Source organism: Paenibacillus sp. FSL R5-0473, assembly GCF_038004565.1.
GTDB classification, from domain to species: domain Bacteria; phylum Bacillota; class Bacilli; order Paenibacillales; family Paenibacillaceae; genus Paenibacillus; species Paenibacillus amylolyticus.
In genome coordinates, this window is sequence record NZ_JBBORL010000001.1 from 3,755,592 (window position 1) to 3,772,143 (window position 16,552).

At 45.7% G+C, this 16,552-nt stretch carries 13 protein-coding genes; 1 reads left to right on the forward strand and 12 read right to left on the reverse strand.

Features of this window, described 5'->3' with window-relative positions; translation table 11 throughout:
- Positions 1–85 precede the first annotated feature (85 nt).
- The 8 genes from polA to MKY28_RS16335 form a co-directional block, all read right to left on the reverse strand.
- Positions 86–2,740 carry a DNA polymerase I gene (polA, locus tag MKY28_RS16300; RefSeq protein WP_340936400.1) on the reverse strand — a complete coding sequence of 885 codons (2,655 nt, stop codon included), beginning with the start codon at positions 2,738–2,740 and terminating at the stop codon, positions 86–88.
- A 234-nt stretch (positions 2,741–2,974) separates the two neighbouring features.
- Positions 2,975–3,634, reverse strand: coding sequence for a phosphate signaling complex protein PhoU (phoU, locus tag MKY28_RS16305; RefSeq protein ID WP_036609819.1), 660 nt, complete (start codon positions 3,632–3,634; stop codon positions 2,975–2,977).
- Between the two features lie 63 nt (positions 3,635–3,697).
- Positions 3,698–4,453 carry a phosphate ABC transporter ATP-binding protein PstB gene (pstB, locus tag MKY28_RS16310; protein WP_036609821.1) on the reverse strand — a complete coding sequence of 252 codons (756 nt, stop codon included), beginning with the start codon at positions 4,451–4,453 and terminating at the stop codon, positions 3,698–3,700.
- Positions 4,454–4,680: 227 nt separating this feature from the next.
- Complete coding sequence (locus MKY28_RS16315) at positions 4,681–5,862, reverse strand: methyl-accepting chemotaxis protein (protein ID WP_340936401.1); 1,182 nt, start codon at positions 5,860–5,862, stop codon at positions 4,681–4,683.
- A 152-nt stretch (positions 5,863–6,014) separates the two neighbouring features.
- A complete protein-coding gene (locus MKY28_RS16320) occupies positions 6,015–6,743 on the reverse strand; it encodes a response regulator transcription factor (RefSeq protein WP_036609823.1) in 729 nt (242 codons plus the stop codon).
- 116 nt (positions 6,744–6,859) lie between these two features.
- The gene (gene pnpS / locus MKY28_RS16325) at positions 6,860–8,680 is read right to left on the reverse strand and encodes a two-component system histidine kinase PnpS (protein WP_036669981.1); all 1,821 of its coding nucleotides are present in this window, start codon (positions 8,678–8,680) and stop codon (positions 6,860–6,862) included.
- 43 nt (positions 8,681–8,723) lie between these two features.
- The gene (locus MKY28_RS16330; protein ID WP_340936402.1) at positions 8,724–9,071 is read right to left on the reverse strand and encodes a cupin domain-containing protein; all 348 of its coding nucleotides are present in this window, start codon (positions 9,069–9,071) and stop codon (positions 8,724–8,726) included.
- Positions 9,072–9,363: 292 nt separating this feature from the next.
- Complete coding sequence (locus tag MKY28_RS16335) at positions 9,364–10,236, reverse strand: SDR family oxidoreductase (protein ID WP_340936403.1); 873 nt, start codon at positions 10,234–10,236, stop codon at positions 9,364–9,366.
- A gap of 390 nt (positions 10,237–10,626) precedes the next feature.
- On the opposite strand from MKY28_RS16335, the gene MKY28_RS16340 reads away from it, so the two are divergent.
- Complete coding sequence (locus MKY28_RS16340) at positions 10,627–12,186, forward strand: histidine kinase N-terminal 7TM domain-containing diguanylate cyclase (RefSeq protein ID WP_340936404.1); 1,560 nt, start codon at positions 10,627–10,629, stop codon at positions 12,184–12,186.
- Positions 12,187–12,452: 266 nt separating this feature from the next.
- On the opposite strand, the gene MKY28_RS16345 is transcribed toward MKY28_RS16340, so the two are convergent.
- From MKY28_RS16345 to citZ, 4 genes are all read right to left on the reverse strand, one after another.
- A complete protein-coding gene (locus MKY28_RS16345) occupies positions 12,453–12,878 on the reverse strand; it encodes a hypothetical protein (protein WP_017689485.1) in 426 nt (141 codons plus the stop codon).
- Positions 12,879–13,013: 135 nt separating this feature from the next.
- On the reverse strand, positions 13,014–13,955 hold the full coding sequence (mdh, locus tag MKY28_RS16350; RefSeq protein ID WP_036609827.1) for a malate dehydrogenase: 942 nt from the start codon (positions 13,953–13,955) through the stop codon (positions 13,014–13,016).
- Positions 13,956–13,970: 15 nt separating this feature from the next.
- Entirely contained in the window at positions 13,971–15,263 is a 1,293-nt protein-coding gene (gene icd, locus MKY28_RS16355) for an NADP-dependent isocitrate dehydrogenase (RefSeq protein WP_036609828.1), read from the reverse strand.
- A 147-nt stretch (positions 15,264–15,410) separates the two neighbouring features.
- Positions 15,411–16,523 (reverse strand): citrate synthase, encoded by a 1,113-nt coding sequence (gene citZ, locus MKY28_RS16360; protein WP_017689488.1) that lies wholly within the window; start codon positions 16,521–16,523, stop codon positions 15,411–15,413.
- Positions 16,524–16,552: the final 29 nt, after the last annotated feature.

Below are 16,552 nucleotides of genomic sequence, written 5' to 3' on the forward strand. Positions count from 1 at the left end.
ATGGCGCTCAGCGGGACCCTTTTCTTATATCTCAAACATGGAAGGGTCTATTGTAAAATACCGGAAAAACCGCGCAACACTTGATTTATTTCGCTTCGTACCAGTTATCACCAAAGCTGACTTCTGCTTTCAGCGGAACCGACAGTTCCAATGCTTTTTCCATGACAGAAGGCACTAATTCCTTCATCAATTCCAATTCATCGGCAGGCACTTCGAATACAAGCTCATCGTGCACCTGAAGCAACATACGGCTCTTCAACTTGCGTTCCCGCAGCGCTTCATCCATCTGTACCATGGCCAGCTTGATGATATCTGCCGCTGTTCCCTGAATCGGTGTATTCATCGCCGTACGCTCTGCGAAGGAACGCAGATTGAAGTTACTAGCATTAATCTCTGGCAGGTAACGACGTCGTTCCAACAACGTTTTGACGTAACCATCCTGGCGAGCTTCCTTCACAATGTCATCCATATATCGGCGGACACCCTGGAATACTTCAAAATACTGATCAATAAACTGCGCAGCCTCTTTACGTGTAATATGCAGGTTCTGTGATAAACCATAATCACTTATTCCATACACGATACCAAAGTTAACTGCCTTGGCGGAACGACGCATATCCCCATCCACATCCTCAGGCTTCACGCCGAATACATCCGAAGCGGTCTTTGTATGAATATCCATATCGTTGACAAACGCTTCCTTCAAGCGCTCATCGTCCGAAATGTGTGCCAGTACTCGCAGTTCAATCTGGGAATAGTCTGCTGCCAAAATGGACCATCCTGGCTCGGAAGGAACAAATACCTTCCGGATTTTGCGACCTTCCTCCATCCGAATCGGAATGTTCTGCAAGTTCGGGAATTGACTGCTAAGTCGTCCCGTTGCAGCAATGGTCTGACGATAATACGTATGCACCTTGCCATCCCGATCCGAAATCTCTTTGAGTAATCCTTCCACATAAGTGGATTGCAGCTTGGCAAGCTGACGATATTGCAGAATATGCTTGACCACATCATTATAAGGAGCCAATTTCTCCAATACTTCAGCATCTGTGGAATAACCCGTTTTTGTTTTCTTCACCACTGGCAAGCCCAATCTATCAAATAAAATCTCACCCAGTTGCTTCGGTGAATTCAGATTAAATTCCGTTCCTGACAACTTGTAGATCTCAGCCATCAACCTGCTGATCTGTTCTTCAAACTCACTGCCCAAAGCCTGAAGATCGGCTGTATTGGCCTTGATGCCCTGTTTCTCCATGTCTGCCAATATGCGTGACAACGGCATCTCCAGTTCATGGAACAGCGAATTCATCTCATCCGTTTCCAGCACCTGCTCCTGAAGTGGGATAATGGCTGCGACAGCAGCAGCTTTGCGGCATAGGAAATCCCCCAGTATCTCCACTTCCGGTACCTTGTACTTAGCCCCTTTGCCCATAACCGTGTCATCCTCCACAAGTGACGGCAGACCATACTTGGTCGTGAGTCCACTAATCGTCTGGTTGGATTCGGTTGGATCAAGCAAATACGCTGCCAGTTGTACATCAAATGACGCACCAGCAAATTCAATGCCATGCGCATGCAGGGCCAGGTCTACACGATGAAGATCATAACCCCGCTTTGGCTGGTCTGAATTACCAAGCCATGCCCGCACTGGAGCCGCAGCCTCGGAATGAAGCAATTCAGGAGATATGAACGTATACGTTCCAGCGGAACCTACAGCAAGTCCAATCAATTTCGCTTGGTGCGGGTTATCCCCATGTGTCTCCACGTGGAGTACATCAATGGAATCGAGGGAACTGAACAGCTCACTGATGTTGTCCTCTGTTGCAATGGAGGATTCAACTTCGGCAGCAGGGACCGCTTCCTGTTCAGAACCGATGCTACCACTGAACGACAGGCGTTCGAGCAAAGATTTGAATTCCAGCTTAGCTAGTGCAGGGCCAGCATGTTCTTCTTTTAATCCCGCGAATTGCATATCCTCCCACGTCTGCTCCAGCGGAACTTCCCGGTGAATCGTCGCGAGTTGTTTGCTCATCCGGGCATCTTCGGCATGGGCCTCGATCTTTTCTTTCATCTTGCCTTTCAGCTCACTAGTGCCGTTCAGCACATCTTCTACCGATCCGAACTGGTGCAGCAGCTTCAACGCTGTTTTCTCTCCAACCCCGGGAATCCCTGGAATGTTATCGGACGCATCGCCCATCAGACCCTTGAGATCAATAATTTGCAGCGGCGTCAGACCATAACGCTCCTTAATCTGAGCAGGATCATACAGCTCAATATCGGTTACCCCTTTACGCGTCAGCCCGATATGTACATGTTCGGAAGCAAGCTGCAGCATATCTTTGTCACCCGATACAACGAGCACCTGTCTACCCGCTTCATCTGCGCGTTTGGTTAACGTTCCGATGATGTCATCCGCTTCAAATCCAGCTAGCTCAAACTGAGCAATGCCAAGTCCTTTCAGCAGTTCTTTGAGCAAAGGGAATTGCTCTGACAACTCTGGTGGTGTTTTCTCCCGTCCACCCTTGTATTCCTGATACCCTTCGTGGCGGAACGTGATTTTGCCTGCATCAAATGCAACCATGACATGTGTAGGCTTATGCTCTTCAAGCAATCTCAGCAGCATCGTAGTGAAGCCATATACCGCATTGGTATGCAGACCTTTCGAGTTGGTCAGAGGCGGCATTGCAAAAAACGCCCTGTAAATAATGCTATTTCCATCTATGAGAATAAACTTGTCCATTCCAGCACCTCGCGTATTATATGGTCAACCTCTTCAAATTACATCTACTCTCATGATACCATACCCACCTGTCACATCAAAAAGAATAGCCTCTTTCACTTCACATTTAATCACAAAAAAGAACCTTCTCCACAGACAGCTGTACACAGCCTACCTGAGAGAAAGTCCTTTTCCATTCATATGATTGCATTACTTAATCAGTACTGATTCCCCAATTCCAAAGTAATGCTCTTCCTATTGATTCAGATCCGGGCGTTTACCTGTCACCAGGTATACCGTGCTCTCACCAATGTTGGTTGCATGATCGCCAATCCGTTCAATGTAACGTCCAACCATCATCAGCAGCATAGCCTGTGAAGCCTGATTAGGATGCTCTGACATTAACGTGTAGAGATCACTGATCATGTGGCTGTACAGTTGATCGACCTGATCGTCTGTCTGAGCCATTTTGTAGGCCAGGTCTGTGTTTTCTTTCAGGAAAGATTCGATGGATTCATCAATCATGGATTTCACGATTTCTGCCATTTGCGGGATATCCACCAAAGGTTTAATTAGCTTCTGTCCATCCATACGGAGTGTCACCTTCGCCACGTCGAGCGCAAGATCTCCCATACGCTCCAGATCACTGGAGATTTTGAATGCCACGATAATACGTCTGAGATCCTTTGCCACCGGCTGTTGTGTGATGATCAGTTTGGAGCCAAGTTCCATAATTTTGTCTTCAAGGGCATTCAGATTCGCATCATTCTTGATGATGACCTGAGCTTTCTCCGCGTTCATCGTTTGTAAACTCTCAATAGCACCATCCAATGCTGCTCCTACATGTTCACCCATTTGTTTGAGCAAGGTACGCAGCTCTTCAAGCTCCTGATCAAATTCTTTTCTGCGAATCATAGATTTCATGTCCTCCTTATCCATCATCTCCGGGTATGCCGGGATCATTCCAATTCAGCTCGCTTAACCGAACCTTCCAGATATATAATCCTCGGTCCGGGAATCTTGCGGTGTGGAGAATAACGTCTCCGTATCAGCTGCCTCCACCACTTCACCATTCAGGAAAAATACCGTGCGTCCAGATACCCGTGCCGCCTGGTGCATATTGTGGGTAACCATAACGATCGTGTACTTGTGATGCAATTCTTTCACCAGTTCCTCAATCTTCAATGTGGAGATCGGGTCGAGTGCAGACGTTGCTTCATCCATCAGCAGAACGTCAGGCTGTACAGCCAGCGCCCGTGCAATACAGAGACGCTGTTGTTGTCCGCCAGACAAACTAAGTGCCGACTTTTTCAATACATCCTTCACTTCATCCCACAATGCAGCATGGACAAGACTTTGTTCCACCAACTGATCCAGTTCAGCCTTTTGGGTTACCCCGTGCAGGCGCGGTCCATAAGCCACGTTATCGTATATGGATTTTGGAAAAGGATTCGGTTGTTGGAACACCATGCCAACTCGTTTGCGCAGTGTCTCCACTTCAATCTCATTACTGTAAATGTCAGAGCCATTCAGCATAACCTGTCCTTCCACACGAACACCCGGAATCATGTCATTCATCCGGTTTAACGTGCGAAGCAATGTCGATTTACCACAACCTGACGGCCCGATGAACGCAGTAACGGTTTTTTCCGGCAGATCCATCGATATATTTTTAAGCGCGTGATGCGTATCATAATATAAATTAAGATTTTCAATGTGAATGAGGTCCTTCATGGATGTTCACTTCTCCTTCGCTGCAGGGACACGGAGGCTCCCTTTACGTTGAGACCGATACTGGTAATCTTTCATCGCTGCTCGGCCATCTTTAATATCCTACCCTTTCATTGTAAAAACAGTATCACTTTCATGTTAACGGAATGTAAAAAAGACATCCTTAACCTTCATGATCTGCTTGATGGATCAATCTGATTGCTGATGCCTGCCTTATTGACTACTTTATATTACTCACTATTCGTAACCATCTCATCCAGCTTCGTACGAATGTGCTCTGCGACTTCTCCAGCTTTCCCGCCTTCCATGGCGATCTCCTCTGCTATACGAGACAAATCTCTCACCGCACTATTCAGTTGTCGGAACGTTGCTCCCCCTGCGGTGACATGCACCGAACTGTCGTCAATCTCCGCTCCGCTTGCCTTAACCAGTTCAACAGTCTGAAGGGTCAATCCACCAATATTCTCTAACAATGAAGACATGTTCCCCGCAACCTCACGGGTCTGTTTTGCGAGCGCTCGAATCTCGCCTGCAACAATCTGAAAACCTCGTCCATATTCACCGGCATGAGCTGCTTCGATGGAAGCATTCAGGGCGAGGAGACCACTCTGATCTGCCAGGGAGCGAATGGAATGTGCCATGCCTGAGCCTGTTTTGATCGAATTCAGCATGTGATCCGCATGTTGTCCTTGACTTTCCATATGCTGATGTACCCGGTTATAGGAAGCATCAACGTGCTTCAAACTCTCTTCGCCCTGTTTGGACAATGTCATGATCTCACGGGCCTCATGAACGGTCTGATTCGCTGCATTCACCAGCTTGGTGACCGCATTATTGATTCTGGATATCTCCTGCCTGCTCTCGGTTACTGTACGTATGCGCTCTTCCGTAACAGCCTGTTGCAATCTGCGAGATAGCGACATTACGTCACGCATCGTCAGCACACCAAGCAGTCTGCCTTGTTCCGTAACCAGCAGACAATCGTAGAAATGCTGTTCATCCCGTCCAAGTGCGATATCAATAATCGTTGCGGCTTCCATATGAATATCTGCTATAACCGGAGATGTATTCACTACTTGTATGACCGGCTTACGGTAGAATAGATCTGCGGCAAAACGGCCATTTAACATCCGATATAACGTCTCTCGCATTAACAATCCAGTGGGTTTCATCTGCTCATCACACAATACAATACATGGGTGCTCCTGATCTTGATTCATCATCGCAGCAGCTTCTCCACAGGTCGTATGGCCCCCCGCGACAGGTACCTGACGATAATAGTCATGTAAATGGATTACAGGTTCTTCAGCAACCACTGTTACTTCATGATGTTGCTGTTCGGGTGTCACTATTTCTTCATTATGTAAAACAACATGAGGCTGGTCAGGTTTCACTTCGAGCAACATGGGCATAAATGCGCAATCTCCTTTACGTAATACCTCCGTCTTGAGGTGGGTTGTGTAGGTACAAAGTATCACTCAGATAAGTCCATGCTACTCCCTCTACGTAAAGAAAAATCTTCCTTTATGTTAAATGAACGTAAAATAAAACTCCCCGATCATTGCTAACTTGAATGATGGGGAGTTTTTCTTTTGACAACCAATTTATAACCTACACCACGAATGGAATCAATGTGAACCGATTCCGGGTCCAGCTCCAGCTTTTTACGTAATGAACTGACGTGAACATCCACGGTTCGTTGACCTCCGATATAATCAAAGCCCCACACAGCGTTCATCAGATCATCCCTTGTCAGTACCACACCCGGCTTTTTGGCCAAATATAGCAGTACTTCGAACTCTTTTGGTCGCAGACTGATGGATTGTCCACCCAGTGTCACTTCATATTTCAGAGGATAAATCTCCAGCTCTCCCAGAATAATTCGTGAACCATCCTTGTCCTCAAGCTGTGGTAAATCTTCACCATTGGAATAACGTCTTAATACCGCATCCACTCGGGCTAATAACTCAGATACACCAAACGGTTTGGTAATATAATCATCGGCACCTGATTTCAGTCCCTGTACAACCTCGGCTTCACCGTTCTTGGCCGTCAGAATGATAACCGGTGTACTAACACCCTGTATTCTTAACTTACTCAGAATGTCCAGACCATTCATGCCCGGAAGCATCAAATCCAGCAAAATGAGATCAAATTCCTGGGACAAGGCCCGATCATATCCTGCAGATCCGTGATCCTCTGCCGTAACGTCATAACCTTCCTGTGTCAGGTTATACGTGAGTAATCTTGATAATGTAGGTTCATCTTCAATAACTAGTAAACGCTGTGCCATGATACCCCTTCTCTCTTCATAGGTTGTCTGTTGCCACAACACTTTTTCTATCATAGCACTAATTTGTTAACGCGGTGTAAAACAATACACACTTTTTACATTTTGATACTAGACGCCTACATCTCTTCGTCTTGAATGAATGGAAGGATCACACGGAACGTTGTCCCCATGCCCAGTTCACTCTCTACAGACAATTTGCCATGATGCAGTTCCACCAGATGTTTAACGATGGAAAGTCCAAGGCCTGTGCCCCCTGAATTACGGGATCTGCCTTTATCAACACGATAGAACCGTTCGAAGATTCGCGGCAAATCTTTTTTCGGTATGCCAATTCCTGTATCTGACACCGCAAAGACAACTTCATCATCATTATCCATCGTCACCTGTAACTTCACTCGTCCACCATCGGGGGTATAGTTGATGCCGTTGGATAACAGATTGATGAAAATCTGCTTCATCTTGTCCTCATCCGCTTCAATGTACAGTTCCTCCGGAACATGCATTTCCAGACGAATTTGCTTTTTCTCCGCCACCTTGGACAAGGTGCCCAGCACCATTTCGAAGAAAGAGTGTACATGCACAGGTGAGCATTGCAGCGGTGCGCGTTTCGATTCAATTTTGGATAACTCCAGAATATCCCCTATTAATCGGTTAAGTCGATCTCCTTCATCATAGATGATTTTCAGGAATGATCGCTCTGTCTCCTTATCCTGTACCCCGCCGCTGAGCAACGTTTCGGCAAACCCTTTGACCGCAGCGACTGGTGTCTTGAGCTCATGAGAGACATTTGCAACAAACTCACTGCGCATTGACTCCAATCGGCGGATTGCCGTCACGTCCTGCAACAGGAACAACATGCCTCGATATCCACCATCATCTTCGGACATCGGTACTCCATCAATACGGATCAGTTTTTCCTCCGGATTGAACACACTCACTTCTTCATGCATCCGTTCTTTTAGTGCAACACTCTCTTCGATGGTACGTGTTAATTCGTAGTGTCTTTTCAATTCAGTATAAGGTTTACCCGTAACCTTTCCTGCCTGAATACCAAGCATACGCTCCGCTTCCCGATTGACCAGTGCAATGGATTGCCCTGCGTCGATCATGACAATACCTCCGGTCATGTTCGCGAGGACACTCTGTAACAACGCTTCATTGTCACGGATCGTTTTCAGCTGGGACTGCAAGCTGTCTGCCATTCCGTTTATCGCAAGCCCCAGCTGTCCGATCTCATCTCTTCGCGTTACATCAACTCTGGCATCGTATTCCAGCTTGGTGATCCGATGGGCCACTTTTGTAATATGCTCAATCGGGGAGGTTAATCCGCGTGCAACCCGATAACTGACAAACGCGACAATTAAGAACAATAATCCAAGTGCAGCAAACATAATCATCCAACCACGCTGAAGTCCTTGATCCACAGCCTGTAGACTCATGGATAGACGAATGTAACCATCAAATTTGCCGCTAGGTATTTCAATCATGTCACTTTGATCCGAATTCACAGGTAGTGCTACATACAGCATGTCTTGTCCCAGTGTCTCACTGTAACGTATGGATTGCCCGTATCCATCTCCGACGGCACCCTTAATCTCCTCACGGTTCAAGTGATTATCCATGGATGCCGGATCACTCTCGGAATCTCCAATGACCATGCCGTCTTTATTGATGAAGGTTACCCGGGAATCCGTCAGACGGTCCAGTTCCAGCGCCCGATCTGAATAATACTTTCGTGTGGCTTCCGAGGTTGGATCACTTGCATCATGGAATGGAAAAGTTGCTTTGAGCAAATTAATCTCGCGCACCATGGTTTGCTCCAATGCGGCTATATGCGTAGTCTTAAACACTCTGCCCATCGTATATCCAGCCACAATGACGGATACGCCGATCAGCACCATCATAATGATGGCAAGGCGAATTCGGAACGGTCTCATCTATCTCTTCCTTTATGATCAGATTAATATCTAATGAATTGCTCTACATTGAATCCAGTTCAATTCGATCCCCACGGGTACCCGGATTGGAAATCACAAGAAACTCCACTTCTTCGTCGCTCCGATTCTTCATCTGATGCGGCATTCCGGGTGCAATCTCTATTCCTTCATGGGTTTCCAGCACAAACGTCTCTCCATTAAGTTCCATACATGCTTCACCGCTGAGGATGAAAAAAAACTGATGGCTTACCGAATGATAATGTCGTATTTCAGCCGTTCCTGCGGGCATTCGTTCATGAATAATGCTCAGTGTTTCATTTTGAACGAGATGCCAACCGTCGCACTGTGCACCCCATATATAATGTGCTGCATTCTGTTTGCTCATTTTCATATGACTTGTCCCTTCGAGTATAATTGCTCGATCTATCATATCACAGATTAGGGGACTCCCAATCTTTTCAGTCAGTACTTTGCAATACGCTATCAACTGCAGTGAGACAAGGCTAATAATAAAATATCATAGTTGTATCAACAGAGATGCCGACTTTTGTAAACAGGTGCTAACCGCATCTTTGACATACATATTCACCTGATATAAAAAAGACGCACCGCTCAGCCATGCTGAAAGCGATACGCCTCTCTATATAATCAATCTTATCCTGAATCTAAACGTCCTTAACGTATTATCCGTTCACCACTTCGCCGCCATTTACATGCATCACCTGTCCGCTCACATACGAAGAGTCATCCGAAGCAAGGTATACGTAAGCGGGAGCCAGTTCATCCGGTTGTCCTGGCCGCTTCATTGGCTGCGTTGCGCCGAACTCACTTACTTTTTTCTCATCAAATGTGGATGGAATGAGTGGTGTCCAGATCGGCCCTGGTGCAACGGCATTAACACGAATTCCCTTCTCAATCACATTCATCGATAGCGAACGAGTGAACGAAGTGATTGCTCCTTTGGTAGATGAATAGTCAAGCAGGGTTGGGCTTCCGCGATAGGCTGTGATAGAGGTTGTATTAATAATCGTACTGCCCTTCTTCAGATGTGGCAGGGCTGCCTGCGTCACATAGAACATGCCAAAGATATTGGTACGGAATGTACGCTCCAGCTGTTCTGGCGTAATATCCTCCAGATTTTGCTGTGGATGCTGTTCTGCTGCGTTATTCACGACAATGTCCAGTTTGCCCAGTTCATCTACTGTCTGCTTAACCGATTTCTTCGCAAAGGCATCATCACCAATGTCCCCTGCAATCAAGATACACTTGCGTCCTTCTTGTTCGACCTGACGTTTCGTTTCCTTGGCATCTTCATGCTCGCTCAGGTATACAATGGCGACATTCGCGCCTTCCTTGGCATACGTAACAGCAACAGCACGTCCAATTCCGCTGTCACCCCCTGTAATAAGGGCCACCTTACCCGTCAGTTTACCTGCTGCCTTGTATTCAGGCTTCTCAAATTCCGGTCTGGGATGCATCTCCGATTCAATACCGGGGCGTTGATCCTGATGCTGTGCTGGCATTGTTTTTTGATTTTGTTGTGTGTTGGTTGACATCTAACATTCTCCTCTCAAAATGTGAACATGTTTGGATTACAGAAGACATGGACCCTTAACTGTATACTTCCTTGTCTTTCGTTCTCTGAAAAAGTCTCATTCTGTAGGATGGCATGAACAGTTCAGATTATTCTTCTGCGATGAACAGCAACTTAAGCCTCAGCGTGCTGTCTCTAATCGTTATTTACCACTCTCTTTAGATATCAAACACCCGATTTGCTTTAATGCCTGTTTGGCCAAAATTCGAAATTTATTCGAAATTAGACTATTTCATGATACAAAGTGTATTCCTATGCTGCTTGGGCTGATGTACAATGTACAGTATACTGATGTGCTTTAACTCTCATCTTTATTGGTTTAATCATTCTAACCTAACATGGAGACCTGACAATGGAATCGCATATTAATTCATATATAACACTCGTCGCTACTTCAGCCGTGCTGAATGTCTTTTTGTGTTTATATACCTATTTCAGAAGATCCGAGATTCCCAGTTCCAAAATATTCATTCTCTACACAGCAGCACTCTCCATATATACTTTTGGTTATGCGATTGAGCTAGCCAGCAACACGCTGGAGCAGATGATGTTTTGGACCACCGTGGAGTATATAGGCATGCCCTTCTCCGCATCTCTTGGCCTCATGTTGATGATAAAGTACACAGGAAAAACCTTATCCAAAAAGGTAACTGCCGCGCTGTTTGTAATCCCTTCCATTACACTAGGTATGGTTGCAACCAATGACTTTCATCATCTATTTTATAAAAAAGTATGGCTAAGAGAAGATAGTCCCGTTCCTCTGATGGATATCGCAGTGGGTCAATGGTATGTTGTACATGGTGCATTCACCTTCTCCTGTCTGTTATGTGCCTGCCTTATTCTGATTGGACAATGGAGACACACCAAGAAGATGTATCGTCGTCAATTACTTACTCTCATTACTTCACAGATTATTCCTATGATCGCAGCTTTTCTGTATTTGCTTGGTTTGACCCCCGGTGGGATGGACCCCGTCCCCGTGCTCATGTGTATCACATCTGCCATGTATATCTGGGCGATTCTATCCTCACGTCTACTGACCATCGTACCCATCGCCAAAGACAGTATTTTCGAGAGTATGCGTGAAGGTGTTATTGTACTTGATAGTTTCAATCGACTGGTCGATTACAACAGATCTCTGCGTGACATGTTGCCAGAGCTTAATACAACCATGATTGGCCAACCCTTGGATGAAATCTGGCATAATCTTGCTGGAAAGACGTTTCCCGTTGAATACGGAAGAGAAGGATTGCAAACCGATCTGTACTGGCAGTTAAATGGAGAGACCGTCTGTTATCAGGTCAGGACATCTTACGTGTATAACAAGGATGCACAGACTGTGGGCAGTCTAATTATGTTAATTGATATAACGGAACAACGCTTCTTGCAAGAACAGCTGAAACAACTGGCTTATTTCGATGGTCTGACCAAAATCTATAATCGCACTCAATTTTTGCATAGAGGACGGGAGATTTTGAGTGAAGCTCAGCTTAACCCGCAACCTGTTTCATTTATTTTATTTGATATTGATTACTTTAAACGTATCAACGATACGTACGGGCATGATGTTGGCGATCAGGCCATCATTCATGTGGTCTCTGTTTGTAATCGATATTTAAGCCCTGAGATGTTGTTTGCCCGATATGGAGGCGAAGAGTTTGTCATCGCTCTTCCGAATACCTCGCTTCAAGAAGCCGAGAAACTTGCCGAACAACTGAGAGTTGCCTTATTGAATGACCCCCTGGATGTTAAGGGAGTGCCTATTACGCTCACCTCAAGCTTTGGTATTGCCCAGTACAATGGAGGGTCAGATTCGCTGGAGTCCTTGTTACGCGATGCTGATACTGCCTTGTACGAATCCAAGCGTAATGGTCGAAATGCAGTGCGGGCGTATACTGTGAGTACAACCTAACCAATGTAGATCGCGTCTGATGGAATATGCATGCTGTTATGTATGGTAGTGATTCCCTCTAGTTCCAGTTCAAAATAAACCGAGGACTACTGATTTTATCTTGATAATAACAAAAAATAGACAGCCAATGAGGCTGTCTATTTTTTGTTTGTTCCAACGAAACACCGTCTTACATCTCATCCGGCTTGTCCTAAGTACGTCTGCAAACGCTTAACCAACGACTAACAATACATCTTCATAAGGTGGATTAACCGTCCGCAACGCATTTAGATCACCTGATTATTCACCATCAGGTACACCATGATTAGCAAGAATACAGCCAGAAGTGTACTGAACATACGGATCTTGCTTTGCTCAGGACCCACATCACGTTTGTTTTTCACACCTTCTGCAGCGAGTCGCAACGGTTTACCCATGATTCCTCCAATAGCCGCAATAGCCAAGAGCAGAACAACAACGACAGCCATCCAGACATGAGAGTACTCACCTTTGGTCATCAGGTAACCACCAGTAAGAAGTTGGATTACAAGTCCATACTGCGCGACTTTGTTCAAAGAACGAAGTGATGCAAAGGCTCCCTCTTGTGCTGCAGCATTCAGGGTACGGATTTTACCGACCACAAATGGCAGAATCAAATAGAATCCCATCGCCAGTGCTCCAACAATATGGAGCAAATACATAATCATTGTCAAAATTTTCATCCTCCTCAACATTTTCGGTGTGCTATACATCACATCCCATTATACTGGGGAACTTATCCAAAGAAAAGAAAACCTCCGGGTTTACCGGAGGTTTTCTTTTAGCTTCTGTTCAAAAAGTTTTCAAACTTACAGGTTTACTACCGAAATGACGTTGCGAACCGAATCAGCAGATTTATCCAATCCTGCTTTTTCTTCCGCTGTCAGGTCAAGTTCGAATATTTTCTCAATGCCATTACCACCCAAAATGGTTGGTACACCGAGGAACAGATCATTATAGCCATATTCACCTTCAAGATAAGCGATCACTGGAATGATACGTTTCTTGTCCTTCAAAATGGCTTCGGTCATCTGAACAAGTGAAGCCGCCGGTGCGTAATATGCACTGCCGTTACCGAGCAGATTCACAATCTCACCACCGCCAACACGTGTACGCTGAACGATGGATTCGATCCGGTCAGCCGGAATCAGCGTATCGATCGGAATGCCTCCCACGCTCGAATAACGAACGAGGGGCACCATATCGTCTCCGTGACCACCAAGAACGAATCCACGAACATCTTCAACAGATACGTTCAACTCTTGCGCAATGAAGGTACAATAACGTGCTGTATCCAGAACACCTGACTGACCGATAACACGGTTTTTAGGAAAACCAAGGGTCTGATAAGCTGCATAAGTCATCGCATCCACCGGGTTGCTTAGAATAATGACGATGGAATCAGGGCAATATTTTTTCACATTTTCACAAACGGACTTCACGATACCCGCATTCGTATTGACCAGATCGTCGCGGCTCATACCCGGTTTACGGGCGATACCAGCGGTGATGATTACAATCTCAGAACCTGCAGTATCTTCGTAGTTGGAAGTACCGACGATATGACTGTCAAATCCTTGAACAGGACTTGCTTCCATCATATCGAGTGCTTTCCCCTTCGTCGGGTTCTCCAGTTGAGGAATATCAACCAGTACAACATCCCCGAGTTCTTTTTGGGCAAGCATTAATGCGGTCGTAGCACCGGTAAAACCGGCGCCGACTACTGTGATTTTTTTGCGCTGAATAGTCAAGATTCACATCTCCCCTTACAGGTTTTTAATGATTTGATCCGCGAATTCAGAACATTTCACTTCAGTAGCGCCGTCCATCAGACGTGCAAAGTCATACGTTACTGTTTTATTGTTAATGGATGTTTCCATACCTTTGTAGATCAGGTTAGCTGCTTCTTGCCATCCCAAGTGCTCAAGCAACATTACTCCGGACAGAATAACGGAACCAGGGTTCACGACATCTTTGTCCGCGTATTTAGGTGCAGTACCGTGAGTTGCTTCGAAGATAGCATGTCCTGTTACGTAGTTGATGTTCGCTCCAGGAGCGATACCAATTCCGCCAACTTGCGCTGCAAGTGCATCGGACAGATAGTCACCGTTCAGGTTCAATGTTGCGATAACATCAAATTCGCCTGGACGAGTCAATACTTGTTGCAGAGCGATATCGGCAATCGCATCTTTTACGATGATTTTACCAGCATCTTCAGCAGCTTTTTGTGCTGCATTCGCTGCATCTGTACCTTCGTTTTCTTTGATGATGTCGTATTGTGCCCATGTGAATACTTTGTCAGCGAACTCTTCTTCAGCCACTTCATATCCCCAGTTTTTGAAGGCACCTTCTGTGAATTTCATGATATTACCTTTGTGTACCAATGTAACCGTCTTACGGTTATGGTCAATTGCATACTGCACTGCTGCACGTACCAGACGTTTCGAACCTTCGGAAGAAACTGGTTTGATACCAATACCGGAAGTCTCAGGGAAACGGATTTTGTTAGCACCCATCTCCTGTTGAAGGAACTGGATCACTTTTTTCACTTCTTCAGAACCTTCAGCATACTCGATTCCTGCATAGATATCTTCCGTATTCTCACGGAAAATGACCATGTCTACCAACTCAGGACGTTTAACCGGAGAAGGTACACCGTCGAAATAACGAACAGGACGCAGGCATGTGTACAGGTCAAGCTCTTGACGCAGGGCTACGTTCAGGGAACGAATACCACCACCGATTGGCGTAGTCAATGGTCCTTTGATCGCTACGATATACTCACGAATGGCTTCCAGTGTATCATTCGGCAACCACTCACCGTATGTATCGAATGCTTTTTGTCCAGCAAACACTTCATACCATGCGATTTTTTTGTTGCCATCATAAGCTTTTTCAACAGCTGCATCCAATACACGTTTGGAAGCTTTCCAGATATCACGGCCTGTACCGTCACCTTCGATAAATGGAATGATTGGATTACTAGGTACTTGAAGTGTACCGTTATCAATTTGGATTTTTTCGCCTTCAGTTGGGTGAGCAAATTTTTCTAATTTCATAGTTAAAATTCCTCCTAAGTTTCGTATATGCAGTATTCATCATACCACTAGTCTTGTTGAGAGAAGGGTCCTGAGAGCTTAAGCCAGTAAAGCCTCTGCTTTCCAACCCTTCACCTCGTCCATATTATTATACTGTTTTTGCGGCTATTAGCGAAGTTCAATAGAAACGTATTTCTGTTCTGTAGGGCCAGTGTACTCCGCACGTGGACGAATGATGCGATTGTCCGCAAGCTGTTCCAGAATATGCGCTGTCCATCCAGACACCCGGCTGATGGCAAAGATCGGAGTGAACAATTCCTGTTCGATCTCCAGTTGGGTATATACAGAAGCAGAATAGAAGTCTACGTTAGGCTTCAGTCCTTTTTGTCCTGTTACCAGTTCCTCGATCTTCACAGACATATCATACAAACGCGTATCATTGTTCATCTCGCCAAGTTCCTTGGACATCTTCTGTAGATGTTTGGCGCGTGGATCACCGTTTTTGTACACACGATGTCCAAAACCCATGATCTTTTCACGATTATTCAGTTTTTCCTGAATTGCCGCTTCAAGACGATCAGGCGTACCGATCTCATTCAACATTTTCATAACGGCTTCATTAGCACCGCCATGCAGTGGTCCCTTCAGTGCGCCAATGGCGGAAGTTACACCGGAATAGATATCTGACAGCGTCGCAACCGTTACACGGGCTGCAAATGTCGAAGCGTTTAACTCGTGATCCGCATGCAGGACAAGGGCTTGATCCAATGCTTTCACTGCGGTCTCGGATGGTTCTTCACCAGTCATCATATATAAAAAGTTCTCTGCGATGGAAGCGCCTTCTTTTGGTGCCACAGGTTCTTTGCCCTGACGGATACGGGCGATGGCTGCCACAATCGTTGGCAACTGTGCTTGCAACTTAACCGCTTTGTTCTCATTCGCTTCCGTTGTCATCTCATCCGCTTGCTCGTCGTACAGTGCAAGTGCAGAGACAGCGGAACGAAGTGCTGCCATGGTACTGACGTTTTTCGGATACAATTGGATTTGTGCAATCAACTCGCTCGGAATCGGCGCGTAATCGCTCAGGCTTTTACGAAGGGATTTCAGTTCATCCGTTGTTGGCAATTTACCAAACCACAACAAATAGGCAACTTCTTCAAAGCTGGCATGTTCAGCCAAATCGTCGATATCGTAACCACGGTATGTGAGCACACCGTCTACAATAGAACTGATCGAAGAGGTTGTCGCAACGATGCCTTCCAGACCTTTGGTAGCTGTCATATTACATCTCTCCTTTAATAAGCGAAATC